Genomic DNA, 24,917 nt, shown 5'->3' with positions numbered 1-24,917 from the left:
CCCCGTCACATCTTGCTGGCGCGAAGGGCGAAGCGATCCTGCAGGCTGGCGAGGTAGATGGCGAGCAGCAGGACGCAACCGAAGACCATCTGGCGGATCGATGGTTCGATGCCGGTGAGGTTCATCAGGTTTTCGATGATCGCGATGACGATGACCGCGCCGAAGACGCCCGATAACCTGCCGACGCCGCCGTTGAGGCTCGTTCCGCCGAGGATGGTGCCGGCAAAGACCATCAAGATGTCGCCTTCGCCAAGGTCGGCAACGACCGACTGCAGGCGGCCGACTTCGAGCAAACCGCCGATGGCGGCAGCAAGACCCGCGATGCCGAAGCAGAGGATCTTCGTGCGCTGAACCTTGACGCCGGCAAGGAACGCAGCCTCCTCGTTGTTGCCGATCGCATAGATTTCCTTGCCGATGCGATGACGCTCCATAAAGATGTAGGCGACGAAATAGAGCAGCAACCAGACGAAAATCGCGACCGGAATACCGAACCAGCGGGCTTCGCCGAGATACGTATATTCTGGCGGCAGGTAGTAGACGCCCTCCGGGATGAGGAAGACGACAGCACCGCGCATGACAAGCAGTGTGGCGAGCGTTACGAGGAACGCGTTCACCCGTAGCGTCACTGCGAACAGGCCAGCGGCAAGACCGACCGCAAGGCCGACCAACGGCGTCAGGATCACGGCCACGACTGGCACGACCAGTGCTGGCAGCCACGTCTGCATCGCCATGATCGCAATCGTCGGCGCGAAGGCGAAGCTCGATTCCAGCGACAGATCGACCTCCTTGATGAGAAGCACGAGGAACAGGCCAAGCACCATGCAGCCCAATGGTGCCGCCGCCCACATGACGTTCATGAGGTTCTGCGCGGAGGCGAAGCCGGGGATCGTCAGGCCGACAGCGACTAGGACAGCAAGGAGAATCCAGATCAAATGGCGCTCCATGAGGCGTGAAAATATACGGACGGTACTGGAGGACATGGATCAGACTCCTTGAATGGTCTTGTAGAGCGCGCTGACGTTGAAGTTTTCGTCGCCACGGTTGATGACCGTGATGATGCGGCCCCGAAAGAAGACATAGATGCGGTCACAGACGGTAATCATCTCGTCCTCGCTCTCCGTGAGCACGATCACCGCGCTCGACTTGGAGAGATCAGTGCGGATCGCACGCAGGATTTCGGGCTTTGCAGCCATATCGACCCCGCGCGTCGGCTCGTTGAGGATCAGAAGCTTCGGGGCGGCCAGAGTGAGGCGCCCAATCAAAACTTTCTGTTTGTTGCCGCCCGATAGGCCGCCCATGCCAACCTGCGGTCCAGCGGCCTTCACTTTGAACTCAGCGATCTTTGCAGCCGTCGCTGCGTAGGCACGCTGGTTGTCGATGAGCCCGAGAGCGTTGCTGACCTGCTTATAGCTGGAGATGAGGGTGTTTTCCGCGATCGAGCGGCCTTGGATCACCGCCTGCCTCTCCCGGTGCTTTGGAAGAAGCGCGATACCGTGCTTCATGGCGTCACCGGGCGAGGCTAGGTTGAGACGGACGCCGTTCATACTGAACTCGCCGCGATCGATTGTGCCGAGGCCAAAGAGAGCCTCAACGGCTTCGTCCTTGCCGGAGCCGTCGAGGCCGGCGAAACCGACGACGTCACCGGTACCGAGCTCTAGGGTGACGTCCCCGAAGACGCCGTTGCGCGTGAGATTGCGGATGCTGGCGACGGGGCGCGACTGGGAGAACGGGATCGCCCGCTGCAGACCCTGCAAATCGGTAACCGGCACATCGCCGACGATCCAGTCGGCCAGTTCCTTGCCCGTGGTTTTGTCGACATCGAGCGTGGCGACGGCACGGGCATCGCGCATCACGGTCACCCGGTCGCAGAACTCCATGATCTCGGAGACATGGTGCGAAATCAGTGTGTAGGAGCGCTCGGGATACTTCTGTATCAATTCACGCAGCAATCCGAGCAGCATGTTCTTTCGGTCACGCGACAAGGACGCGGTGATTTCGTCGAGGAGGATGACTTTCGATTCATCGATGAACTGCGCCTTAGCGAACGCCAGCAGCTGCTGCGTCTCAATCGGCAATTGCGCCATCATCATTTCTGGGTCGATATCGAGGCCGACCGACTTCGCGACTTCCTGCGCTTTACGCTGCATGTCCGCGCGACGGATGAAGCCGAAGCTTCTTGCCATCGGGCGCCCCATGAACATGTTGTCGACGACGGAGAGGCGCGGCGCGAACTTTGGTTCCTGCGGTACAAGCGAGACACCAAGATGGTGCGCCCGAACCGGATTGTAATGATGGATTTCGACGGAGTGGCCGTTGATCTCGATCTGGCCTTCGGTCGCCTTCTGGGCGCCCGATATCAGGCTCATCAGCACGGATTTTCCGGCGCCGTTACGCCCGATGATGCCGTGGATCTCGCCTCGACGCACCGAAAGGTTGACGTTGGAAACCGCCGTCAGGCCTGGATAGGTCTTTGTCAGGTCGGTAAGGCGGTATGACGGTGCGTCACCTTGCTGGCTCGTTGAAACATTGTCGGTCATGAACTCTGTCCTGCGTTCGTCCCCACTTCGATGTCGGCCATGGAGATGACCGAAGCTAGATCCGGCGGACTGGGCAATCGCTGCCCGTTACAGATGTAGTCCGCCGCTCACGACGGCCCTCGCCGCCTGCCGTTGGCAGGCGGCCGGTCCATTGGCAGGAGGGCTAATTTGCGGCTTTCATCTGGTTCGCCCAGTTGCGCGGGTCGCTGGCAGGAACGTCCTCCGGCACCGAATAGGCCTGGGTCTTGTACCAATCCCCTTCGAATTCGGTCGACGGCTGGATTTCTACCGGGGCCCAGATCTCTTCGCCTTCGATCGGGTAGGTCGTCGCCGCATCGGATTTCTCCAGAAGCTTGCCGCTCTTCATCATTTCGTAGAGCAGTCGCATCGAGATGATTCCCTCGCCGGTCGCCGGCTGAACGGAAACGTGAGTGAGATCACCCTTCTCCACGGCCGCCAGTTCCGGCGCAGTTCCGTCGACGGTCGCAACCGGAATGTGGGCCGGATCGTCTGCTTTCTTCAACATGCCCTGCGCTGCGAAGGCAGGAAGAGCCCCGCCGATGCCCATGGTGCCGTCGATGCTGGCAACAGCCAGAATCTTCTCCTTGCCGTACCGCGATATCAGGTCGTCAACCGCTTTGCGTGCCTTGCTACCATCGCACCCGGCTTCCCGGGTCTCGATCTTGATGTTCGGGTTTTCGGCCACGAGTGGATCAAAGACGGAATGATAGCCGGCGCTGCGGCCGATATCGAACGAGGCCGTGATGATGCAGCGCAGTTCGACGATGACGCCTTCCTGTTTGCGCCAGTCGGCACCACGATGCTTGTCAAGCCAGCCGACGATCGCTTCGCCGCCCTTGCGGCCCGCCGCCTGGTTGTCGAAGGCGACGAACGTCGCGCTGGCCTTGGGAACATGAGCGTTGCTGACGACAACGGGAATGCCTTTTTCGCGCAACTCGTTGACGGTCTTGATCATCGCCTCGCCGCGCCACGGCACGAGAAGGACACCATCGACGCCACGGGCGATCTGCGCGTCAAGTGCGTTGCGCTGTGCGCTCACGTCATTGGCGCCGAAGACGCTGAATTCGATGGACACGCCATCCTTTTTCTCGATGCGTTGCTTCTCGATCTCCTGGCCGAGCTGAACGCCATTGAAATAGATATCATTCGGCTCCCAGCGGATGACGGCGACGCGGTAATTGTCCTTCGCGAGGGCTGCGGCGGACATGGAAAGGCCAACTGCCAGGGCCGTCAGCCCCGACATTACAATCTTCATCTTCATGGATTCTCCTCCAAATGCGCGGTTTCCTCCGAACGCAAATGTAACATACAGATGTGTGATTATATCGTCAATAGATGATATATAAATCGATTTGTATCAGAATCATGCTCGAAACCGCGAAATCCGGCGAAGCCTGCTTCAGGGCATCCGCCAGCGCGAATCATGTACGTGCTCGGCTGAGCTATTCAGTTAGTGTCGGACGGGAGATACACCTTCGAGATCCTCGATCAGGCCCACACTGCTTTGCCCGTTCCGCTGGGAGCGGGAAAAAGGTGGGGGTCACAGGGCGAGATTGAGTTCGGCTTGTTTCAAGCGACCGTCGGCGACGGCTGCTCGGACTTGAAGAATCTTGTGAGCACCGGCCGGAGACCAACGCATCTGACGCTTCTTGTTCATACGGGCGTTGACGAGGCTGTTGGCAGCGGATTCGGCTTGTGAACTGGAGATGGGTTGACCCGAGCGATATAGGCGACCGTAGTCGACCATCGAAGTCCTCTTCTGGATCAGATAGGTATGCAGATTGCTCACCAGTTGGAGGAAGCGCTTCAGCTTGATGTTGGCTTCGGACATCTGCACGTGATCCCCCAATTGACGAAGCATGGCTCTCACAGCTTTTGTCGCCTCCCTGATGTACCCATTCCAGAGGAGATGTCGCAGCCGTGGCATATGAAGCGCCGACTCCCGGAGATAGAGGCTCCAGTTCCCGAAGTTTTCGATCCCGCCCCATGCCTGTTCGATGTGACGAAGCCGCAACGATAGATGGAACCAGTCGAGAATGTGGGTGATGGGCCCCCTGGTGGCACTCATGACGATGCCTCGTAGCCCGACGTCTCCGTCACTGAAAACAGTGACGTCGGTGCCCGGCATCCACCCCTGAGCCCGGAGCGCGGCACGAACAATTTCGTGCTTGCCGGCAACGACATGGGGCGAGGCAGCGAACTGACGCGGTCGTCGACCCTTGGCGACGATGCGCCCCATTGCGATCTCGAAATGGCGACCCTGGTATCCTGGAACCGCCCGAATGTAGGCACCATCGATGAATACGGAAAGCGGTGCCGCGCCGGCGCGGCTCATGCGGTGCGGGCTTGCCAGGTCCCATTTCTCGATCTGATCCGCGACCTTCGCGAGCCGGTTGCTCATGGTGCGATGATTGTGTGGTCGCGCTGCTGGAACGAAAAGGTCGAGGATGCGGGCCGCTTCTCGAAATGACAGCCGTGAGCCGAGTTCAGCCTGAATACGTTCCAGTTGCGGTGTCGCCCTCCCCATCAACAAGGCATCCGTCCTTCCTTTGCGGGAACTTGCCGTTGCGCCACATGCACATCTGCCAAAGCGAGGAACGCGTACACGACAAATGCCGAAGAGCGAGTCGACCGTGCGCGATCGGTAGTCATGGATGCCGCGAAGACGACCGCATTCCAAACATTTCCGGTCCATCTGGCCGGCCTGGTCTGCCTGAAATTGCGTAAGTTCCTTCTGCAGTCGACTTTGCACGCCCTTGCTTTCATCGAGCGTGAGGCCGAAATCTTGAAACTGTGCATCGTCGGCATTGCGCATGATGCTCATGATTTCCCGTCGTTGACGTGCACCATCAGCGTCAACCAGTTCCACCCAGATATTCATCCTCAACTTCGCGGTCACCGAACAGCCCTTCTCCGACAAAAGGGCCGGCTACCCGAAATTCCTTACCCCCACCTTTTTCCCGCTCCCCATCGAGATCGCCAAGCTCAACGAGCAGATGGCCGACACGACGATGATCTACGTGACGCACGACCAGGTGGAGGCGATGACGCTCGCCGACCGCATCGTCGTGCTCTCGGCCGGCCATATCGAGCAGGTCGGCCCGCCGCTGAAACTCTACGAGCGCCCGGCCAATCTCTTCGTCGCCCGCTTCATAGGCTCGCCGGCCATGAACATCATCCCGGCCAAGATCACCGCGGCGGGTGCTGAGACCGAGCTGGAACTGACGGGCGGCCGCACCTCCAGCGTCGATATCCCGACGGCGGCGTCCGAAGTCGGCAAGACGGCAAGCTTCGGCGTGCGGCCGGAGGATCTGCAGATCACGACGGGCGAGGATTTCCTCTTCGAGGGCACGGTGTCGATCGTCGAGGCACTCGGCGAAGTGACGCTGCTCTATATCGACGGCCTCGTGCAGGGCGAGCCGATCATCGCGAAAATCCCGGGGATCCTCGAGGTCAAGCGCAGCGACAAGGTGCGTTTCACGGCCGACAAGGCTAAGCTCCACCTCTTCGACGAGGCAGGCAAGACCTATCGCTCGTTCCCTGTTTGAGGCATGTATAGCGGCGATAAACTCAGCCTGCTACCGAGAGTGAGACGCGGAACTTGAACAATCGAGAGCGCTCGATATGATCTTCGACTACTGCGTCATTGGGGGCGGCATCGTCAGCCTGGCGACGGCCATGCGGCTTCTCGAGACCATGCCGGGCATCAGTCTCCTTCTGCTGGAAAAAGAAGACCGGCTTGCACAGCATCAGACCGGTCACAACAGCGGGTCATCCATGCCGGCATCTACTATCCGCCGGGCAGCCTGAAGGCGGAGCTTTGCCGGAAAGGTGAGAGCGGCGGTGCAAAATTAGTCCACGGTAGCGGCGGGATTGTCCCGCTTCGGGCGGCGTAAAAGCCGGCCACCTATTTCCCTTCTGCGACGACTGCAGGAGGATTGGGGATCTACACCGTGGAATTGTATCTGAAGGTCCGCCTGGCTTGTTCGGAGGGGATGAGCCGGCGTCAGGCTGCAAAGCATTTCAACATATCGCGCGACAGCGTGGCCAAGATGCTGTCGTATTCGACACCGCCCGGCTATCAGCGCCGGTCACCGATCCGGCGGCCGAAGCTGGATGCGTTTGTTTCGACGATCGATCACTGGCTTGATGAGGACATGAAGGTGCCGCGCAAGCAGCGTCATACGGCCAAGCGGGTGTTCGACCGACTTCGTGACGAATGCGGGTTCACCGGCGGCTACACGATCATCAAGGACTACATGCGCGAGCGGGATCAGCGTCGCCAGGAGGTGTTCGTGCCGCTGGCGCATCCGCCAGGACATGCGCAGGCCGATTTCGGCGAGGCGATGGTGGTGATCGGCGGCGTGGAGCGCAAGGCCCACTTCTTCGTGCTCGACCTGCCGCACAGCGACGGCTGCTATGTGCGGGCTTATCCAGCAGCCGTGTCGGAGGCATGGGTAGACGGCCATGTCCATGCGTTCGCCTTCGTCGGCGCGGTGCCGCAGTCGATTGTCTACGACAACGACCGATGCCTGGTGGCGAAGATCATGGCCGACGGCACCCGCAAGCGCGCGACGCTGTTCAGCGGTTTCCTATCCCACTCTGATCCGGGACCGCTATGGCCATCCCGGCAAGGTCAACGACAAGGGGAACGTCGAGGGTCTCGTCGGCTATGCCCGACGCAACTTCATGGTGCCGTTCCCGCAGTTTGCGACATGGGAGGCGTTCAATACCTGGCTGGAAGAGCAATGCCGCAAGCGCCAGCGCGACAGGCTGCGGGGCGAGAACGAGACGATCGGCGAGCGGCTGCAACGCGATCTTGCTGCCATGCGCGTGTTACCGCCGTCGCCTTTCGATGCCTGCGACCAGGCCAACGTCAAGGTAACGGCCCAGTCACTGGTCCGCTACAAGACCAACGACTACTCCGTCCCGGTCGCCTACGGCCATCAGGATGTCTGGGTCCGAGGCTATGTCGATGAGGTGGTGATCGGCTGCCGCGGCGAGATCATCGTTTGCAGGCGTTTGCCTTGGATTCGCAACGCTTGCCTGGAGAGTACGGACGATCGAGATTGGAGCAGCCTGAGCCTTCCCCATCAAGGCGCCAAGCTCCGCCATCGGCTGATTCGAGGCGCGAGTATTTGTCTGCGATCCAAGGTTTGTCGCTTGCTGGACACTAACGATAATTTCACTGTCATTCCCAGCACCATCAAATGCCCGTGAGGCCGCCCTGCGCGTGTAACAAGCCATCACCGAGAAAGCGAATACTGAATGATCGCAAGATCACGGCGGCCAACGAACCGTGCTCTCCAACAGAGCAACCAAGGGGGCCGCTTGCTAAACGCACCTAGGAGTTAGCAGTATGAGTATGTTTCTGAAAACATCGCTTGCCGCATTGGCCCTTTCATTCGCAGTTGCTGGCGTTGCCACGCCGGCCTTTGCCGGGAACTACCGTCCGGGCATCGATAGGCATAATCCCCCGGGGACCCAGACCCAGGGACAAACCTTGCTGCCGCGCCTTAGCCGTCCGTCGAATGTCGACGCCACACCGACAGGCAGCATCAATCCTCCCACAGTCTTGAAGGAAAGGTACAAGGGCGGCGACCACGATTACTACCGTGGGATCATCCCGCCGGCATTCTAAGCAACGAGTTCTTGGACTGCTTCCTTGGACGGGGGGATGACGAGCACTCGCATCCCCCTTGCCACTGTCTGGTGGAGCAAAAAACCACCCGCAGTGCAGAGTCTTCGCAACCGCGTGGCGGTTGCTGCATTTTCTAATTAACGGCGGTTAGACCCGCTACCAGCGGACGATGCGGCGTGCGACAAGTGCGCCGAGGAGGGTCAGTGTGGCGATCGCGATCGTGTACCAAATCGCCACGAACAGCGGTGAATCGTTTGGGTTGTTGGCGGCATAGAAGCTTGCGGCGATGCCGCCGGCCGTGAGACCGGCTGTCGCGCCGGCAAACGCGGCATGGGAAGGCGCGCCATGATGCAGTGCAGCGAGCAGCAGCGCGAGCGGCCCGACACCGATCAATGGAATGAACGTCAGGCACTCGATGCTGTTCGCTCCGACGAGCTTTGTCGGCCAAGTGCCAGGCGGCGTGACGGCAAGCTCGGCGACAACGCCTGCCATGAGCAGAGCCGGCGCTGTCATGAGGCGGGGCAGCAATCGGCGCGCGTTCGCTTCCGGGTGCGACAGGACGCGCACTCGAACCGGAGAAGACGGCAGAACGCGAAGCCGACGGCGCTTTGGCCATGGCTGTCGACATACTGACGCTGGATTTCCATGTCGGTGCAGTGACGAAGCACGCCTTCGATCATGGAGGCGACCTCCGAGGACGAGCACCGTTTCAGCTGCGAATAGACGCAGGTCGCGCGTTTCTCGACATGCCAGTAGATCATGACGCCGCGGCCGCCATAGCGGGCATGCCATTCCGTCATGAGATTGCGATCCCATGCTCCGAACTTCGTGGAATCGGACGCGCACGCGGTACCCGCGCCTCCCCAGACAGCCGCATTGCGGATCGCCAGCGTCGCGTTCGCCACCCGCGCACAGGCCTCCCTCAGCGCCGGCGCGTGGATAAAGCGGCGGTGAACATACAGCAATTCCTCGTAGCTGACATCAGGCGTGGCGCCAGCGACCCGCTTGACCCCGGCATTCGTACCGAGACCGTAGAGGCACAAAAGAAGCTGCCGATCCAGCGCCTCTCTCGACAGGGCAACCCTGGACGCCGATGTTTCGAAGGCTTCCAGCAGGCCGGTATCGAGCGCAGCTTCCTTCAGCACGTCGAGCAGTCCTGTCATCGGCCAGCGCTGGCCGATTTCACCTTTGATCGCTTCGAGGCCCTTCGGCTCCGGCAGTGGCTTGAACGGCGTGATCGATATGCGGTTTTCACCGCGCCAGAGCAGCCGAACCTTGTCGTTTCGTGGGATCGTTTCGTTCATTCATTGAAAGGAAGTTTGGACCGTTGATCCAAAGGAGATCGACGGCCCCGTTGCTGTCCCGGCCGGCTGACTTCTCAGCGATTGCGCGGGATACCGCTGCTGCCGTGTCCGCGAGTTTGACGTGACGTACGGTCACGCCATATCGATCACGCACTTGCTGATCCACCCAATCGATGAACGAATTCGTTCTCTCATCGCCGCCCCAGGCATTCCAGTACACCGTCTGACCGCGGGCTCTGGAAACGATGTCCGTCCACTCGTCGTCCGTCGCGCCCGCCGAAACCGCGCCAAGGCATGCGACGATGACCGTCGCCACCAACACGAAGAAGGTCCGTCTTTTTATTGACCCGATCATCTTTGCTTTTTCCTTTCGTCGATCGGCATCATCTCCCCTCCCCTCGGGCCGGCGCCGAAAGTCTGTCATCCCCACCACCAGCGGGTCGCTGTCGTGACGGCACAGAGCGAGGCAAAGCCGTAGGCAATCGTCGGAAAAGCGTGCGGCCAGAGGCACATCGCCAGGAATGCGGCAATCGTTTCCGCACCCTCGGTCAGGCCACCGATGTAATAAATGCCCTTGGTGGGATATTGCGTTGACCGATTGCCGGACCCTGCAGCAACTGCCGCGAAGGCGAGGAAGCTGCTCCCTGTCCCGATAAATCCTAGCAACAGCGTAGCGGTGGCAAGCGCGTTGGCATCGGGATCGGCAAGAGCGAAGCCGAAGGGCACGAGCGCGTAAAAGGCAAAGTCGAACGCAATATCGATGAACGCCCCGCGCTCGGTCGCGCCCCGCCGCCTCGCCAACACGCCATCGAGGCCGTCCATCACACGGTTTGCGAGAATGGCGACAGCCGCTGCGCCGAAGTGCCCGAATGCGAGGAGCGGCACGACCGTGGGGCCGGTGGCAAACCCGACAATGGATACCGTGTCCGGCTGAACCCCTCTGCCGTCGAGCCACGCTGCTGCCGGACGCAGGACCCGGCTCTGCAATGGTATCAGATAGCGATCGAACACGGTGCTACCCCCTCGACCAAGCGAAAAATCGAGCGGAGATGGCGAGAAGCCAGGCAGGAACATGCTGTCGCCGCCAGACGCCCGCCGCGGCCTTCGCCGCGTCGGTCCACCCCGGATAAGGATGAATGGTCCTGAGGATTGCCTTGAGGCCGAGGCTGTGCTGGATCGCAAGCGTGAATTCGCCGAGCATTTCCCCTGCGCGAGCGCCCACGATGGTCGCGCCCAGTATGCGATCTCTGCCGGGAACGGTCAGTACTTTGACAAACCCGACGGCAGCACCATCGATGATGGCCCGGTCATGTTCGGCGAGATCGTACTTGGTGACCTCATATGCAACGCCAAGGCTACACGCCTCCTTCTCGCTCAGGCCCACTCTTGCGACTTCCGGATCCGTGTAAGTGACGGCCGGAAACGCTTTCACCTGCGCTCTCGATGTCTTGATGCTGCCAAGCAGCGCATTCATCGTCGCGAACCAGGCATGGTGACTGGCAGCGTGAGTGAACTGAAGGCCGCCGATAACGTCGCCCGCGGCGTAGATGGTCGGAATGCGCGTACGCAGCCGGTCGTCGACAACGAGACGATCATTCTCGATGAGGCCGAGCTTCTCCAGGCCGAAACCGCGCGTGCGTGGGCGCCGCCCGATCGCGACGATCACGCGGTCAAAGGTGACGCTTCCCCCGTCGGACAGGTGAGCCACAGAAAATTTTCCGAGTTTTGCGAACGACGTGACGCCCACGCCGGTGATGACGTTTACGCCTTCGGCGGCCAGTAGCCGGCACACGAGGGCAGCCACATCCTCGTCCTCGCGAGGGAGGATCGATGGCAGGGCCTCGATCAGTGTCGTCTCGGTTCCAAGGCGGGCGAAGCTCTGGGCGAGTTCGCACCCTATCGGCCCGCCTCCCAGCACGAGCAAACGTCGGGGCTGTTCGGCCAAACCCCACACAGTATCGGATGTGAGCGGATCGACTTCCGACAAGCCGGGGATGGACGGAAGGACCGGGTCTGCTCCGGTGGCGATCAACAGACGTCGGGCGGTAAGACGACGGTCCTCAACCTGGACCGTCCAGGGGTCAATAATCAGCGCCTTCGCTTTGACGACATCCACACCGAGCGCTTCGTAGCGTTCGACCGAGTCACGCGGCGCCACAGCCTCAATCACTTGCCTCACTCTGTGCATGACCGCTTGGAAATCGGGCTCGATGCGCCCCTTGAGGCCAAGGGCCTCCGGCTCGGCGCCCTCCTTCGCAAGCTTCGCCGAGCGAATGAAAGCCTTCGACGGCACGCAGCCGGTGTTCAGGCAGTCGCCGCCCATGTCGTTCCGCTCGACCAGAGCAACCCGAGCGCGCGCCATTGCGGCTAAATAGGCGGAAACTAGGCCGGCGGAGCCGCCGCCGATCACGACCAGGTCGTAATCGAAATGTCGAGGCCGCTGCCACTTTCTCAAAGATCGCCAATTGTTCCACCAGCCGCTTCCGGCTTTGGCCACGAACGGCAAGGCCGCCAAAGCGGCAAAAGCCAGGAGAATGCGCGCGCTGAAGACGTCTGCCGCGTTCTCGATGGTGGCCAATTGTTGCCCCGCGTTAACATAAACGATCGTTCCCGGAAGGGAACCGAGCTGGCTTACCCATGCGAAGGTGAGGACAGGCATCCTCGTCAAACCCATCGCGAGATTGACGAGGAAAAAGGGGATGACCGGTATGAGTCGGAGCGCAAAAAGATATCGCGCGCCATCGGCGGCAACACCGCGATTGATTTTCGCGACCACGTGCGGGAACCGCCGTTCAACGGATTCCCGCAACAGGTAGCGTGCCGTAACAAACGAGATCGTCGCCCCCGACACACTGGCGAAAGAGACGAGAAATGTACCAACCCAAAATCCGAACAGGCTGCCGACAAGAATAGTGAACGCCATTGCGCCAGGTAACGACAGGGCGGTCATCGACACATAGGCGGCCGCGAACCACATCGCGGCGACGCCTGGGTGGAGCCGGATCCATTCTCTTGCAGTCGATATGTGCGCGAGCAAATCTTCCTGGCCGATATAGACCTCTATGATCATCGCCAACGCGAGGATAAGTGTCGCAAGAAGTGCGGCGCCGAAGAGCTTTGCCGGCCGGCGCTCTATTCTGGCAATATCCATGCTGAGTTCGTGTCCTGTGCCCTGTCGGCAGCCGCCATTCGGTGCGAGACCGTTGCAGTCTCGTGCTTATTTCGCTCCGAGCGGCTCGAATGTTAGATCGACCTCGCCACGGGCGGGGTAGTTATACTTCACGACAAAGTCGATGGCCCCGATGATGTCGGCGAAGCTGGGGCGTGCAAACGGCATTGTCTGCACGCTGCCGAAGTACAGCGTGCCGTCCGGGCGCACCAGAAAGATGGCCGGTTCGGTGAAGACGTCGGGCTCGACAATGCCCGCCGACGTTGCGCCCCGGCCCCTGGAGACATACAGGCCCCACTCTCGCGCTGCGGACAACGGAAGATCATAGACCAGACGCAGTTGAGACAACCCCCAATCGAGACTCGTTTGCACGGCACGATCTTCGGTATCCGCCGAAATTGCGACCACGGAAACGCCCCGACGGATGAATGCGTCGAGCTTGGCGTCGAGGTCCTTGAGCTGCGCCTTACAGATCGGGCAGTGGAGTCCCCGATAGAAGACGAGGAGGGAAAATGCGCTTGGCGGGTCCGTGTTGAGTTCGTAGATGCCACCGCCAGCGACTGGGAGCCGCAAGGCAGGAACGGGCTTTCTGGGAAGCAGTCTCGGGGATTCAGTCACGCGGATGTCCTTTCTTGGTTTTAGATCGGTCGATCTAAAATTGACAAAGTCCGGCTGTGCGCGCAAGTCGGGAGAGCGCAGATCGCGTTGTTGTGATCGTGCACCGCGTATCCACCGAGATGGAATCGCGATCACTCGCGTGGAAATCGAGGTCAGCCATTCCAGTGGCATGCACGGCGCATCGCCTTGGCCTTCATCAGACCACGGGACTTTCGTTTTGCACTGGGCCATTTGCAATTTGTAGCGACTGTTCTAAAACGCTGTCTGATACCTGTTCGCCGACGACCGAAGGAGTATTCATGGGAAGGCCTAGGACATTCGATCCGTCGGCCGCCGTTGCAGCCGCGACGGAAGAGTTCTGGCGACGAGGATACCAGGCAACCAGCGTCCGCGATCTCGCGGATGCAATGTCGATGACCGGAGCCAGTCTCTACAACGCATTTGGAGACAAGCGCTCGCTCTTCCAAGTGTGCCTCGCCAGCTACCTCGACAACTATGCACGAAGGCGCGTTGCGGAACTCGATGCAGCCGAAGACCCGGTAAACGGGATCAAAGTCTTTTTTGATAAGCTAGTCGCGGTATCACTGTCAGATCCGCGCGGCTGCCTGCTCGTGAACTCCGCTATCGAGGTCGCGCCTTGGGACGCTGAACTCGCTGCATCCATTCGATCTTGTCTGCGAGAGATAGAGGATGGATTCTACCGCGCGTTGCTGCGCGCCAGCGAGTCCGCGAAAAGACGCGACCCTCGCGCCGATGCCAGGTTGCTACTGTCTGTCGTTATCTCCCTTCGCGTCCTTGCACGCGCCGGCGGCGATGAAGATCGCATCCGGGGCATCGCACACTCGGCGATGGCAATCGCAGAGGCGTGGCGTCCCCTTTAAGTGCCAATATCGGTGCGCCTGGTCCAACTAACGAGCATCTTGACGCTGCGTGCTCGTCCGGATCGCCTGACGCGACCTACCGACCGGCGAGTTTGGCCAATCTCTCGGGTTGTTCGATGACGATCGAACCGCCGCGAATGTGAATCAGCCCGTCGTCCTGCCACGCATGAAGTTGCTTGTTCAGCGTCTCGCGCGAGGTGCCGAGAAGGGAAGCGAACACCTTTTGCCGGAGCGGCAGTTCGAGGCAATCACCGGGCCGACATCCGGAGCCGGCGGATTCGCAAAGGTCGAGCAACGCCTTCACCAGCCGCTCCGGCAAGTGGCGAAGCATGCGCGCCTCCAGCAGGGCGCTCGTGCGCCGGAGACGTTCGCTGAGCAAGGCCAATAGCCGGATGGCAGCCCTCGGATTTCGCTCCAGAAACGGGATGAAATCGCGCTGATGGAGGACGAGTACCCTGCAAGGCGAGAGGGTGATCGCGTCGGCGCTGCGCGGTTTGTTCTCGATGATGGCCATTTCACCAAGGATATCGCCGGCCTCCAGAACCGCCAGCACGGCCTCCCTGCCGTCCGACGCCATGACGCTGATCTTCACCTGCCCCTCGACGATGATCATCAGGCTCCGGCCCGGATCGCCTTTGCGGAAGATCGCCGCACCCGCCGGATACTGCGTCTCGACTGCGAAGCCCACCATATGGTCAAGATCCTCCGCCTCGAGAAGCCCGAGCACGGGATGGCGGGCGAGGAGCGCGCGCCGTGTATCCATCGCCGAAACAGTCCGCATCTTGTCGAGTCCATCCGATGGCACCGTCATAGGCGGAGGAGAACGCCGATGCGGACCGGAAGCAAGCCCGACGCTGCCCTGAAATATTCACGGTTGCTCATATGTCCGTGAACTGTGACGCAGGCCACATGGCCCGCCGCCGATTTCCCTCATTCTGAGAAGCAGAGGCAAGAGCACGGTACGCGAACTTACCGGCTTGTTGTCTTCCCCCGCCGGCGCCGGCCTAGCCGCCAAGCATGGTCTCGGGCCGGCCAAAACCGGAGTGCCGCCATGACCAACTATTTCATATATGAGAGCGTTGCTCGCGATCTCGCCGCCGTGCTTTCTCCGAGAGGCGAAGCGGATTGGCGCCAATACCTGGGGCTGGCGCGCGCGGTCGAAAAATCCCTCGAGCGGCAATTCGATGAGGTCTTTCCACCGCCCAGGCACCTCCTGCCGAGGAGCCGTCCTGGGTGGAGGCCGCAGATCGACCAGGCCGAACGGTCCAGGCGCGGGACATCGAGAAAGAACTGACCATGTTCTCGAACCTCCTCCTTTACCGGTTCATCGTCTTCAACTGCCTGATGCTCGCCGTCACGGCGGCTCTCGGTTGGTCCGGTTATTTTGTGCCCCTCTTCGAGGGCGACAGCAGCCGATTGACGCTGGTTATCACGGCGCTGTTTCTGGTCGGCTGGTTGTGGTCGTGGCGGAAGGCCGTGAGGGTGAGCCTCGACCTCAACGACGTGAAGCGGCGGGGAGCACGGCCGGCTTGCGAGGCTCAACGCGACAAGGAACTTGCCAAGACCGAGTGGCTTGGCACGGTTTCGGAATGGCTGGTGGCCCTTGGTCTCCTCGGCACCGTCGTCGGCTTTTCCATGGCGCTGACGGGCGTCGATCAGGGCGGGCTTTCCTCGGCGGGCGGCGTCCAGTCGGCGGTCGCCCAACTCATGCTGGGCATGCGGGTCGCGCTCAACACGACGCTGCTCGGGGCGGCATTCGCGCTCTGGCACGAAGTCAATGTCCGGATGCTGAAAACCGCGCTCGCCGTCTACTGGGCCGAGCGGGTAGCGGCCTGGCAGACGGGGCGGCCGTGGGTGGCATCCGAGAATGCCGTCATGGTTCCCATCGAGCGCGGTTCGGGCAATGTGACGCCGGCCCCGGTCAACGGGGTGGCCGCAACCCGAGCGGCGAAGACCGCAGCCAAACTTGAAAGGGTAAAGCCATGATCGGGCGCGCCGCCGGCACGGTTTTCCGGGACTTTACGCTGCTTATGGTACTCGGTTTCGTGGCGATGGTGATTTGGCTCCTGCCCCACGTCAGCCCGCCTGCCGAGAACGCCGACGCCGTTCCTCCAGGCAATGTCGTGATAGCCATCACCTGGCCGCCGGGCGACACCGATATCGATCTGTGGGTGACGGGTCCGGGCGAAATCGTGCCCGTCGGCTACTCCAACAAGGGCGGCCTCCTGTTTAATCTTTTGCGCGACGATCTCGGCGACAGGCCGGATGCCACACCGCTCAACTACGAAAATACCTACAGTCGCGGTATCATCGCCGGCGAATACATCGTTAACGTCCATTGCTATCGATGCCCGGTGGTACCGCAGAAGGTCGACCTCGAAATCTCTATCAACAAGGGCGACAACAGCAAGGGCGTGACACCCGTGGCCGTTACCAGTGTGAAGCTTCGCGCCAACGGCGAAGAGAAAACCGCGCTGCGCTTCAGGCTCGATCCCGCGGGCAATGTGATGCCTAATTCCATGAACAACGTCTTCCGGCCGCTGCGGGCGGCAAGAGGTGGATCATGACGCATGTCGTCTGGCTCATGCTCGGCGTTCTGGCGCTCTTTGCCGCCGAAGCGTGGCTCGCGATCTGGTCGAGGCGCGACACCTGGGGCCGGCTCCTCACGGTTCTCCTGTTCATTGTAGGACTGCCGGCAATCGCCATCGTCGCGGTGGAAAGCCTCGGCTGGCACAAGCCCTTGGCGCTCGTCTGGGATTTTCAGCCCGGCGAGCATCGCGTATTGGCGGCAAAGCTCGTCCAGGACGAAGCGATCTATCTTTATATCGACGACCCCATCCGTTCAGAGCCGCGGCCGATCATCTTGCCCTGGTCGAACGATATGGCCAACCGCATTCAGAAGCTCCAGGACGAGGCCAATCCCGACGCCAACGGCCAGTTCATTATGCGATACGAACCCTCGCTCGACACTCATGCTCCGCAGTTTCACCCTTTGCCGCAACCGCCGGCACTGCCGCCCAAGCGAAACCCGCCGGTCCAACGCTTCGATCAAGCCTAAATTTTCAGCCACGTGAAGGCCGTTTGCAGGTGAGCAGCGGCGCCCATCAGCCGGACGAAGGAGACGAGCGTAACTTTCTGAGCCCGGACGGCGAATCGCGAGTCGAGGCTGGTCGATGGATCTCATGAGACCACGAAGCAACCAGGACGGCGCGCCGCGAGGATAATGATGCAAAGGGATCGCCATTTTGAAAACCCGAAGAGAGCCAGCTATGGCCGCTCGTCCCATCGACATGAGCGCTTGAAGCGCGCCACGGCGAAGCTCGCCCAACTCGTCTTCGGCGAACAGACAAGTACGGCGCTTTCGGAGCGCGTCCTCCGGCGTATTGAGCAGCAGCAGGCGACGAGCGAGATCATCGTCGGCTGGATACAGACCTCAGCCATCATCTTCTTCGCCGTGGTCTACGCAATCTCGCCCAAGGCCTTCCCGTCGGGGACCCGCTTCGAACCCGTACCTTGGACGCTCGGGATCTACGCTGTGTTTACGGCCGTGCGCATCGTTCTCGCCTATCGCGGACGCCTCAGCCGCCGCTTCGTCGCCATCTCGACCGTCGTCGACATCACCGTCCTGATGCTCACGATCTGGAGCTTTCATCTGCAGTATCAGGCGCCACCCGCCCTTTACCTCAAAGCGCCGACGCTGATGTATGTCTTCATCCTGATTGCGCTGAGAACGCTGCGCTTCGAGCCGCTTTACGTGCTGATCGCAGGCGGCTGCAGCGCTGCGGGCTGGCTTGCCCTCTTTCTCTATGCCGCCCTGGTGTCGGACGTCGAGGCACCGGTCTTCACACGCAGCTACGTCGAATACGTCACCTCCTACAAGATCCTGCGAGGCGCAGAGATCGACAAGATCCTGTCGATCCTCATGGTGACGGCCATCCTGGCGCTGACACTCGTGCGCGCCCGCAAGCTGCTCGTCAACTGCGTAGCGGAGGAAGTGGTGGCAGCCGACCTCGCGCGCTTCTTTGCGCCGGAAGTCGCCAAGCAGCTCCGCGACGCACAGATCGGCCCCCTTGCCGGCCAGGGCGTGCGGTGCGATGCGGCGATCCTGTCGATCGATCTGCACGGCTTCACGCGCATTTCGCACAATCTGACGCCGACGGAACTCATAGCGCTCCTGAGCGAGTATCACGCGCGGCTGGTGCCGGTTATCGAGCGCCACCATGGAAGCATCGACAAATATGTCGGCGACGGGATACTGGCGAGCTTCGGCGCCGTCGCGCCAAACGCGAGCTACGCCGCGGATCTCTGCCGCGCCGTCGAGGAGCTGACGGCAGCCGCCGGAGCCTGGGAGGCGGAACGGCAAAAGCGCGGCCTTCCTGCGCCCCCGATCGGCATGGCAGGTGCTTCCGGCGAAGTGGTGTTCGGCACCATCGGCTACGAGACGAGGCTCGAATATACCGTCATCGGCGAAGTCGTGAACCTCGCGGCAAAGCTCGAGAAGCACACCAGGCGCGAAGGCGTTCCGGCGTTGCTGACGCGCTCGACCTACGCGCTCGCACTCGCCCAGGGTTTTCGACCGCAAGCAGCGGTCGAGGAACTGCCGGCCCGCTCGATGGAGGGCGTGGCCGATCCGGTCGACCTTGTCGTCCTCACGGCGCGAGGACCGAATCCAGCTCCTGGGGCATCTGCGGAACGATCCGAGGGGTAGCGCCGCCGCTTGTGGTTTCGCGACGACTGGGTCCTGAACGACACAAAACGGGAAGAACACGTAACGTTCCGCGGTGCTTCGACGAATAGATGATAGCAATTGCACGAACTTGCGACTCGCGCGGTGCAACATGATGAAGCGTTCCATCCTGATCATCGGCAACGGCAACGAACTATGTTCCGAACTCGTCGACCACCTATCGTGCTATGGTGACGAGTTCGGAGTCTTGCGTGAAGGCACGGGCAGGGCGGGGATTCGGGCTGTACGCACGAATGCCATCGACCTCCTCGTCATGGATGCAGGCTTGTCCGATATGGACGGCCGTGAAGCCGTGAAGATCCTGCGCAGAAGCGGCTACAAGGCGCCGATCATCATAGTGAGCGCCCAGGATACAGACGCCGACACGATACTGGCCTTCGAAGCCGGCGCCGATGACTATGTCCCCGAGCCGTTCCACTTCCCGGTGCTGCTTGCCCGTATCCGTGCGCAGCTACGCCAATATGAGCAGAGGGAGGACGCAACGTTTAGCATGGGTCCTTTCACGTTCAAGCCGGGAAAAAAGCTGCTGCTCGATGAGAGCGGCCGCAAGATACGGCTCACGGCGACGGAAACCGCTATCATCCGATCTCTCTATAGCGCCGACCGCGGGGTCGTGAGGCGTGAGGTACTGCTCCAGGCCGTCTGGGGCCATGACCCGCCTGTCACGAGCCACACGCTGGAGACTCATATCTACCGCTTGCGCCAAAAGATCGCGCGCGACCCTTCCGACGCCGCGTTTCTTGTGACGGAGGATGGCGGCTACAGGCTGTCATTCTGACGGCTGACCTCGGTGAACGCTCTCGAGTCCCAATCACGGCGGCGTAACCTTTTTCCGTGCTGGATCGAATCTCGATATGTATCTCGATTCCCGAGATCGCCAACTTAGGGAGAAGAAAATGTCACTCTGGTCTAAAGGAGGCGTGACAGCAGTCATGCTTGGCGCAGCGGGAATAATTGCCTCTGGCGCCTCAGCACACGAGAACGACGCGAAATACTGGCAACAGTTGACCGGGCTGTTAACGCCTGTGGAAATGCCGAGCATGACCGACCATCGGGCATACATGCTGCCGGGCGGTCTGGTCCTCGCCTTGCACTTCGACGACATGGACCTTTCCAAGGCACAGAACCTGAACTGGATTGCGGTCGGGTTCCCCGGCAAGTTCTGCAAGGCCGACCAGGCTCGGCTCGAGTCGGAATACGGCAAAGGCTTCACGCATTTCCATAGCATGAAGAACGATACACATGGCGGCGAAAAGGGCGAGGAAGGCGTCTGGTTCGTGCACACAGCCGTCCGTGAGTTCGAAGCGCCGTGGGGCAAAGTTGAACCTGGCGTCGATCAGAACTTCATGCCCACGGAAGCGCCCGACTGCTGAGCCGAGCATCGGACTACCTGTCACCCAAACGCAAGCTGGCCGGCGCCCCTGAACGTGGGGGCGCCGGAGAGGTCGGAGTCTGACCAATGAAAAATGCCACCTGGACGATGCTTTGTCTTGCCGCGGCGCACCTCGTCACGAATACCGGCCAAGCCGAAGCGGCCGAGCATGTGATCAAAATGCTCAACAAGGGGAGTGATGGGCGCCTCATGGTGTTCGCCCCCGAATTCGTCGTCGCACAGCCGGGCGATACCGTCCGTGTCGTCCCGACCGATCAAGGACACAGTGTGGAGACGATGCTGGGAGTGTGGCCCGAGAGCGCAAGTCCGATCAAGGGCAAGATCGGCCAGGAGATGGTGATCGCGCTGGATCAGGAAGGCCTCTACGGCCTGCGGTGTCAGCCTCACTATTTCATGGGAATGGTTGCCGTCGTTGTCGTCGGAAAGCCGCAGAATCTCGAGCAGGCAAAATCGGTCAAGTTGACGGGCAAACCAAAGGCAGCATTCCAGAAGCTCTTCGCGCAAGCCGCTCAGCCGTAAGAAAGAATACACCCCTGCAGCGATTGAACCACGCCGGGATTGCGGCGCTAATCAATCGCCTGTCCTGGCAAGAATGCCAGGTTGGGTAACCTCGGCCCCGTTCGGCAGCCGCTTCGAGCAGGGGGATCCAGAGGTGCTCTCTGTGGCCAGCACCGATGTCGACCGGTAAGTGAAAGCCATCCGTCAGCCAGCCGTCCGCACGTGCGGCCAGCGGAGAATGTACTTGCCGTTCCAGCCGGCCAGGAGCGTCAAAAGCGCGACGCTGCCGAATTGCCAGATCAGGACCATGAGGCTCGCATCCTGGTAATGAAACAGCCTGAGGCCGAAGTTCCCGATCGCTGCGGCCGCCAATGCCCCGAGCGCCACCGTTAGCTGCGGCGCCATAGGCGTTCCGCGGCGGAGCATGGCGACCATCGTCACGGCCGGAACGGCGCCGACCATCACGATCGAGGGAAAGCAGATCCAGTCCGGATAGAATTGCCAGGCCGCACCGTCGAGGCGAAGCCAGGTCTGCAGGCAACCCTGCCCGAGGCTCCCCAACCAGACTGCAAGCGGCGGGACGGGAAGGAGGGCGAGCTTTCGGCTATTACCGGGGACAACCAGGCAAAGAGCAGCGATCGCCGCGGCGACGGCCGTAGCAAGCGCAGCGGCCTGTTCGACCAGGAAGCGCACCTCAACCAACTTTTCCGCGAGATCGCTTCGCGGCGACATCAGCAAAACCACGACGGCAATTGCGGGAGCCGCGATCGACAACCACCGGATCGTCCGCAGCCAAGGCGGCGGCAGCCGCCGGATCGGCTCTGCGCTCATTACCAGTCGTCGGATCAGGTTATTCGTTTCCAAGGTCACGCCTCGTTGCTCAAAACGGTGCGCAGCGTTCTCAAGGCCCTGTGCATGGCGGCCTTGAGGGCGCCAATCGTCATGCCGGTGACCGCGGCGGCCTCCTTCAGCGACATCTCGCGCAGTTTCAACAACTCCACGGCGTGTCGCTGTCGCTCCGGCAAATCACGGATCGCGCGCCGGAGCGCCTCCGGGTCTCCGTAGGCATTCACGGGAATATTCGTATCGCGATCCAGAAAAGTTTCGAGCGTCTGTTCGTCAGCCACTTCATGGGCCGATCGCCGCGCATGGCGCCTTGCCGCATCGGCCATGCGATTGCGGGTGATGCCGAGCAACCAGGGAAGGAACGGGCGCGCCGGATCATAGGTCGCACGCGCGACATGCAGCGAAATCAGAACGTCCTGGACGATATCCTCTACGTCGGACGGCTGGAGAAACGGCGATCGCCGCTGCACGAAGCGGCGCAATATAAAAGCGACTTCGTTCAGCAATCGTGCATAGGTCGTCTTGTCACCGTCCTGCGCCGCTCGCATGAGAGAGGCAAGGCGACGGTCGCCTTCTTCTGCGCTCTTCCAGACCGAGGTATATTGGTCGTTCGCCATAACCTCCTCGCCGCGCCAATGTTTGGCGCGTTGCTTCCAGGCGCCTTCTTCAGGGTAACCCTGCCGCCACTCGCAGCGAAATCAATGGAGATCAATGTTCGGTGAGTCTTGACGACTGCGGCTTGGACGATGCCGCCGTCCGGACCGGGCGTCTGCAAACGGGGGTCTCCTTCCGGCGTCTTAAAGCGCGTCGCGTTCAAACGGCCTCACGCGACGTGCTTTAAATCTTGTTTACATGCATGTCGTTGTCCCAAAACGCTGCGCACTTTTGGGCGACATGCATTTGGCGTAACCATCCAGCGCGCTGCAGCGAATTCATTCTTGAACAGGGAGGCGTGCGGAGGCGAGCGCCGCGCGCAAGTGCAGCAATTCAAAGTGCCACGCCACCTGCCGCGCGTCTGAAAAGACGCACGGCGCTGGAGGAGGATACGGCGATGAACATCTCAAGAAGCCTCTTTGCCCTCTGCGCGGCAATGCTTTTTTCCGTGATGTCGGTTTCACTTGCGATGGCCGACACGTCGCGGCAATGGCAGCGCGAATGGCCACGCACCGACTTCAACCGCGCCACGGTCGATCTTGCCGAAATCGTCTCCGGCGGGCCGCCGAAGGACGGCATCCCGTCGATCGACGCGCCACGGTTCGTCAGTATCCGCGCGGTCAAGGGCCTCGCCCCGAATGAACCGGTCCTGTCGGTGATCCTCGGCAAGGACGCGCGTGCCTATCCGCTGCGCGTGATGATCTGGCACGAGATCGTCAACGACGTCGTGGCGGGCGTACCGGTGACGGTGACCTATTGCCCCTTGTGCAACACCGGCATCGTCTTCGATCGTCGCCTTGACGGCAGAACGCTCGACTTCGGCACGACCGGAAAGCTTCGCCACTCGGATCTGGTGATGTACGATCGTCAAACGGAGAGCTGGTGGCAGCAATTCGGTGGCGAAGCCATCGTCGGCCAATTGGCAGGCCGGTCGCTGAAGATCATCCCTTCGCGCCTCGAGTCGCTCGAGAGCTTTCGCGCGCGGGCTTCCGAGGGTCGCGTGCTGGTGCCGAACAATCCGCGCTTCCGCGCCTACGGGAGCAACCCTTACGTCGGTTACGACCAGGCGACGCGACCGTTCCTGTTCACCGGCAACCTTCCGGACAAGGTGCCCGCTATGATGCGGGTCGTAGCTGTCGGCAAGCAGGCCTGGACATTGCCTCTGGTGCGCGCGAAGGGCGTCATCAAGGCCGGTGACCTCAGCATCAGTTGGCGGCCAGGACAGGTCTCGGCACTCGATACCGCAGACATCACTCGTGGCGCCGATGTCGGCAATGTCGTGGTGCAGCGCAATGGGAAGGACGTGTCCTACACCGTCACCTTTGCCTTCACCTTCTTCGCGTTCGAGCCCCACGGAACATTGCACACCGAAAAGGGGCCGGTCACGCAGTAGACGAGACGGTGCTGTCACGTTGTTTGAAAAAGGTCAGCATTGGGCAGCGGGACCTAATTTTCGGCCGGCGCTCCGGTTATGGCTTTCCATTCCACCATGGCCTTGAGGCGGTGGAGATGGCCAGCGCTGATTTTTTGGGTAAGCGCGCATTTCGCTGCGCTGCGCGTTATGGGGCGGCTTGAGCCGGCGGTCAGGCAGGCTGCTTTTTGAAGTTGAATGGTAGCAGGTCGTCGATGTCGGCGTTGTCGGGACGCTGCGGCAGTTCGGTGAGAACGTGCCGCAACCATGCGAATGGTTCGACGCCACAGGCGCGACAGGTCAACATCAGGCTATAGATGACGGCGCTGGCCTTGGCTCCATCGACGGTGTCGCTGAACAACCACGATTTTCGGCCGGTGGCAAAGATTCTGATGTCGCGCTCGAGTAAATTGTTATCAATCGGCATCCTACCGTCGTCGGTATAGCGGGTCAGATATTCCCATTGATTGCGCGTATAGGAGACGGCATCGCCAAGTTTGGTGTCGGGTACGACCTTAGGAGCGATTGCATCGAGCCACGCCTTGAGTGCATTCAGGATCGGGATGCTGTGTTTCTGGCGAAAGCGGCGCCTGTAGTGATCTGGCGTTTCACCGTCAGCGGGCCTCTCGTCCCGCACCTGCCTTTCAATCCGGTAGAGCTGGTCGAAGAACTTGATGGCCTGCGCCGGCGGCCCGCCGGGTTTCTTGCGCGCCTTGAGAGCGTCGACAAACTTCCGCCTGGCATGGGCCATGCACCCGACATGCGTGGCGCCTTTCAACGTGCGCCAGGCCTGATAACCGTCACTCACCAGGATGCCGCGGTAGTCGCCAAGGAAGGCCTGCGGATGCTCTTGTCCGTGGCCGGGCTGATAATCGAACAGCACGATCGGCTGTTTGCTGTCCTCGCCGCTGCGGCAAGCCCATACGTGGACGGCCCCCTGCTCGCAAGATATTTGGATGATTTGACCGCATCGCTTGCGTCCATACGTCCGGCCTGTTGTGCGCTCGCGCATGAACGCTGGCCAAGATGGTTTCCGCGACGTGAGTTCCAAACACATAAGCGACCTTGTAGGAGGCCATGGGCTTACACGGAGTATCTCGCGCCGTGGATCGATCGATCACACCATCTGCTCCTATCTTGCAAGTTCCGGCATCAGCAACGCAACACGGATTCCAGTTTTAAACTCTTCGATCCTGG

The 24,917-nt window shown here is 61.0% G+C and carries 23 protein-coding genes and 4 pseudogenes; 13 read left to right on the top strand and 14 right to left on the bottom strand.

Annotated elements, in window-relative coordinates; translation table 11 throughout:
• Positions 1-5: 5 nt before the first annotated feature.
• The 4 genes from BC363_RS24635 to BC363_RS24620 form a co-directional block, all read right to left on the bottom strand.
• Positions 6-932 (bottom strand): ABC transporter permease, encoded by a 927-nt coding sequence (locus tag BC363_RS24635; protein ID WP_065785597.1) that lies wholly within the window; start codon positions 930-932, stop codon positions 6-8.
• A 51-nt stretch (positions 933-983) separates the two neighbouring features.
• Positions 984-2,537: a sugar ABC transporter ATP-binding protein gene (locus BC363_RS24630; RefSeq protein WP_065785598.1), complete on the bottom strand. Its 1,554-nt coding sequence runs from the start codon at positions 2,535-2,537 to the stop codon at positions 984-986.
• A 163-nt stretch (positions 2,538-2,700) separates the two neighbouring features.
• Positions 2,701-3,819 carry a sugar ABC transporter substrate-binding protein gene (locus BC363_RS24625; protein ID WP_065785599.1) on the bottom strand — a complete coding sequence of 373 codons (1,119 nt, stop codon included), beginning with the start codon at positions 3,817-3,819 and terminating at the stop codon, positions 2,701-2,703.
• A gap of 279 nt (positions 3,820-4,098) precedes the next feature.
• Positions 4,099-5,457 (bottom strand): ISKra4 family transposase, encoded by a 1,359-nt coding sequence (locus tag BC363_RS24620; RefSeq protein ID WP_083223641.1) that lies wholly within the window; start codon positions 5,455-5,457, stop codon positions 4,099-4,101.
• Positions 5,458-5,527: 70 nt separating this feature from the next.
• On the opposite strand from BC363_RS24620, the pseudogene BC363_RS24615 reads away from it, so the two are divergent.
• The 4 genes and pseudogenes from BC363_RS24615 to BC363_RS24600 all read left to right on the top strand — a co-directional run.
• Positions 5,528-6,106, top strand: a pseudogene (locus BC363_RS24615) (ABC transporter ATP-binding protein); the annotation flags it as partial.
• A gap of 79 nt (positions 6,107-6,185) precedes the next feature.
• Positions 6,186-6,391: pseudogene (locus tag BC363_RS24610) on the top strand (FAD-dependent oxidoreductase); the annotation flags it as partial.
• Between the two features lie 162 nt (positions 6,392-6,553).
• Positions 6,554-7,568, top strand: a pseudogene (istA, locus tag BC363_RS24605) (IS21 family transposase); the annotation flags it as partial.
• Between the two features lie 349 nt (positions 7,569-7,917).
• Complete coding sequence (locus BC363_RS24600; protein WP_065785602.1) at positions 7,918-8,199, top strand: hypothetical protein; 282 nt, start codon at positions 7,918-7,920, stop codon at positions 8,197-8,199.
• Positions 8,200-8,355: 156 nt separating this feature from the next.
• On the opposite strand, the gene BC363_RS36075 is transcribed toward BC363_RS24600, so the two are convergent.
• The 6 genes from BC363_RS36075 to BC363_RS24570 form a co-directional block, all read right to left on the bottom strand.
• Positions 8,356-8,712 carry an NrsF family protein gene (locus BC363_RS36075; protein ID WP_065785603.1) on the bottom strand — a complete coding sequence of 119 codons (357 nt, stop codon included), beginning with the start codon at positions 8,710-8,712 and terminating at the stop codon, positions 8,356-8,358.
• A complete protein-coding gene (locus BC363_RS36070) occupies positions 8,709-9,503 on the bottom strand; it encodes a transposase (RefSeq protein WP_244519945.1) in 795 nt (264 codons plus the stop codon). Before BC363_RS36070 ends, BC363_RS36075 begins: the two co-directional genes overlap by 4 nt.
• Positions 9,451-9,927 (bottom strand): hypothetical protein, encoded by a 477-nt coding sequence (locus BC363_RS24585; protein WP_141690418.1) that lies wholly within the window; start codon positions 9,925-9,927, stop codon positions 9,451-9,453. Before BC363_RS24585 ends, BC363_RS36070 begins: the two co-directional genes overlap by 53 nt.
• A complete protein-coding gene (locus tag BC363_RS24580) occupies positions 9,924-10,514 on the bottom strand; it encodes a CDP-alcohol phosphatidyltransferase family protein (RefSeq protein WP_065785605.1) in 591 nt (196 codons plus the stop codon). The genes BC363_RS24585 and BC363_RS24580 overlap by 4 nt, the downstream gene beginning before the upstream one ends.
• Before the next feature lie 4 nt (positions 10,515-10,518).
• A complete protein-coding gene (locus BC363_RS24575) occupies positions 10,519-12,654 on the bottom strand; it encodes a bifunctional TVP38/TMEM64 family protein/FAD-dependent oxidoreductase (RefSeq protein WP_065785606.1) in 2,136 nt (711 codons plus the stop codon).
• 66 nt (positions 12,655-12,720) lie between these two features.
• Positions 12,721-13,461 (bottom strand): peroxiredoxin-like family protein, encoded by a 741-nt coding sequence (locus BC363_RS24570; protein WP_083223642.1) that lies wholly within the window; start codon positions 13,459-13,461, stop codon positions 12,721-12,723.
• 128 nt (positions 13,462-13,589) lie between these two features.
• Here BC363_RS24570 and BC363_RS24565 point away from each other — a divergent pair, with 128 nt between their 5' ends.
• Positions 13,590-14,171, top strand: a complete 582-nt coding sequence (locus tag BC363_RS24565) for a TetR/AcrR family transcriptional regulator (RefSeq protein WP_065785608.1) — start codon at positions 13,590-13,592, stop codon at positions 14,169-14,171.
• 76 nt (positions 14,172-14,247) lie between these two features.
• Here BC363_RS24565 and BC363_RS24560 read toward each other — a convergent pair whose 3' ends face one another.
• Positions 14,248-14,952 (bottom strand): Crp/Fnr family transcriptional regulator, encoded by a 705-nt coding sequence (locus BC363_RS24560; protein ID WP_161952490.1) that lies wholly within the window; start codon positions 14,950-14,952, stop codon positions 14,248-14,250.
• 515 nt (positions 14,953-15,467) lie between these two features.
• Here BC363_RS24560 and BC363_RS24550 point away from each other — a divergent pair.
• From BC363_RS24550 to BC363_RS24520, 7 genes are all read left to right on the top strand, one after another.
• On the top strand, positions 15,468-16,157 hold the full coding sequence (locus BC363_RS24550) for a MotA/TolQ/ExbB proton channel family protein (RefSeq protein ID WP_065785611.1): 690 nt from the start codon (positions 15,468-15,470) through the stop codon (positions 16,155-16,157).
• Positions 16,154-16,738: a hypothetical protein gene (locus BC363_RS24545; RefSeq protein WP_065785612.1), complete on the top strand. Its 585-nt coding sequence runs from the start codon at positions 16,154-16,156 to the stop codon at positions 16,736-16,738. The genes BC363_RS24550 and BC363_RS24545 overlap by 4 nt, the downstream gene beginning before the upstream one ends.
• Entirely contained in the window at positions 16,735-17,229 is a 495-nt protein-coding gene (locus tag BC363_RS24540; RefSeq protein ID WP_065785613.1) for a hypothetical protein, read from the top strand. The genes BC363_RS24545 and BC363_RS24540 overlap by 4 nt, the downstream gene beginning before the upstream one ends.
• Before the next feature lie 168 nt (positions 17,230-17,397).
• The gene (locus BC363_RS24535; protein WP_161952489.1) at positions 17,398-18,879 is read left to right on the top strand and encodes an adenylate/guanylate cyclase domain-containing protein; all 1,482 of its coding nucleotides are present in this window, start codon (positions 17,398-17,400) and stop codon (positions 18,877-18,879) included.
• A 130-nt stretch (positions 18,880-19,009) separates the two neighbouring features.
• Entirely contained in the window at positions 19,010-19,696 is a 687-nt protein-coding gene (locus BC363_RS24530; RefSeq protein WP_065785614.1) for a response regulator transcription factor, read from the top strand.
• Between the two features lie 76 nt (positions 19,697-19,772).
• The gene (locus tag BC363_RS34715; protein WP_141690417.1) at positions 19,773-20,291 is read left to right on the top strand and encodes a hypothetical protein; all 519 of its coding nucleotides are present in this window, start codon (positions 19,773-19,775) and stop codon (positions 20,289-20,291) included.
• 86 nt (positions 20,292-20,377) lie between these two features.
• On the top strand, positions 20,378-20,830 hold the full coding sequence (locus BC363_RS24520; RefSeq protein ID WP_083223644.1) for a pseudoazurin: 453 nt from the start codon (positions 20,378-20,380) through the stop codon (positions 20,828-20,830).
• A gap of 183 nt (positions 20,831-21,013) precedes the next feature.
• Here the strand turns inward: BC363_RS24520 and BC363_RS24515 are convergent, their stop codons facing one another.
• Together BC363_RS24515 and BC363_RS24510 are read right to left on the bottom strand one after the other, a co-directional pair.
• Entirely contained in the window at positions 21,014-21,679 is a 666-nt protein-coding gene (locus BC363_RS24515) for a DUF1109 domain-containing protein (protein WP_083223645.1), read from the bottom strand.
• Positions 21,676-22,272, bottom strand: a complete 597-nt coding sequence (locus tag BC363_RS24510) for a sigma-70 family RNA polymerase sigma factor (RefSeq protein WP_083223646.1) — start codon at positions 22,270-22,272, stop codon at positions 21,676-21,678. Before BC363_RS24510 ends, BC363_RS24515 begins: the two co-directional genes overlap by 4 nt.
• A 434-nt stretch (positions 22,273-22,706) precedes the next feature.
• Between BC363_RS24510 and BC363_RS24505 the strand changes: the two genes are divergently transcribed.
• Complete coding sequence (locus BC363_RS24505; RefSeq protein ID WP_065785617.1) at positions 22,707-23,702, top strand: DUF3179 domain-containing protein; 996 nt, start codon at positions 22,707-22,709, stop codon at positions 23,700-23,702.
• A 190-nt stretch (positions 23,703-23,892) separates the two neighbouring features.
• On the opposite strand, the pseudogene BC363_RS24500 reads toward BC363_RS24505, so the two are convergent.
• A pseudogene (locus BC363_RS24500) lies at positions 23,893-24,648 on the bottom strand (IS66 family transposase); the annotation flags it as partial.
• Positions 24,649-24,917 lie beyond the last annotated feature (269 nt).

It is taken from the genome of Ensifer sp. LC384, from assembly GCF_001695865.1.
Taxonomy (GTDB): Bacteria; Pseudomonadota; Alphaproteobacteria; order Rhizobiales; family Rhizobiaceae; genus Ensifer.
The sequence above is the reverse complement of the archived record's forward strand: the minus strand, read 5'-3'. Positions and strand labels throughout refer to the sequence as shown.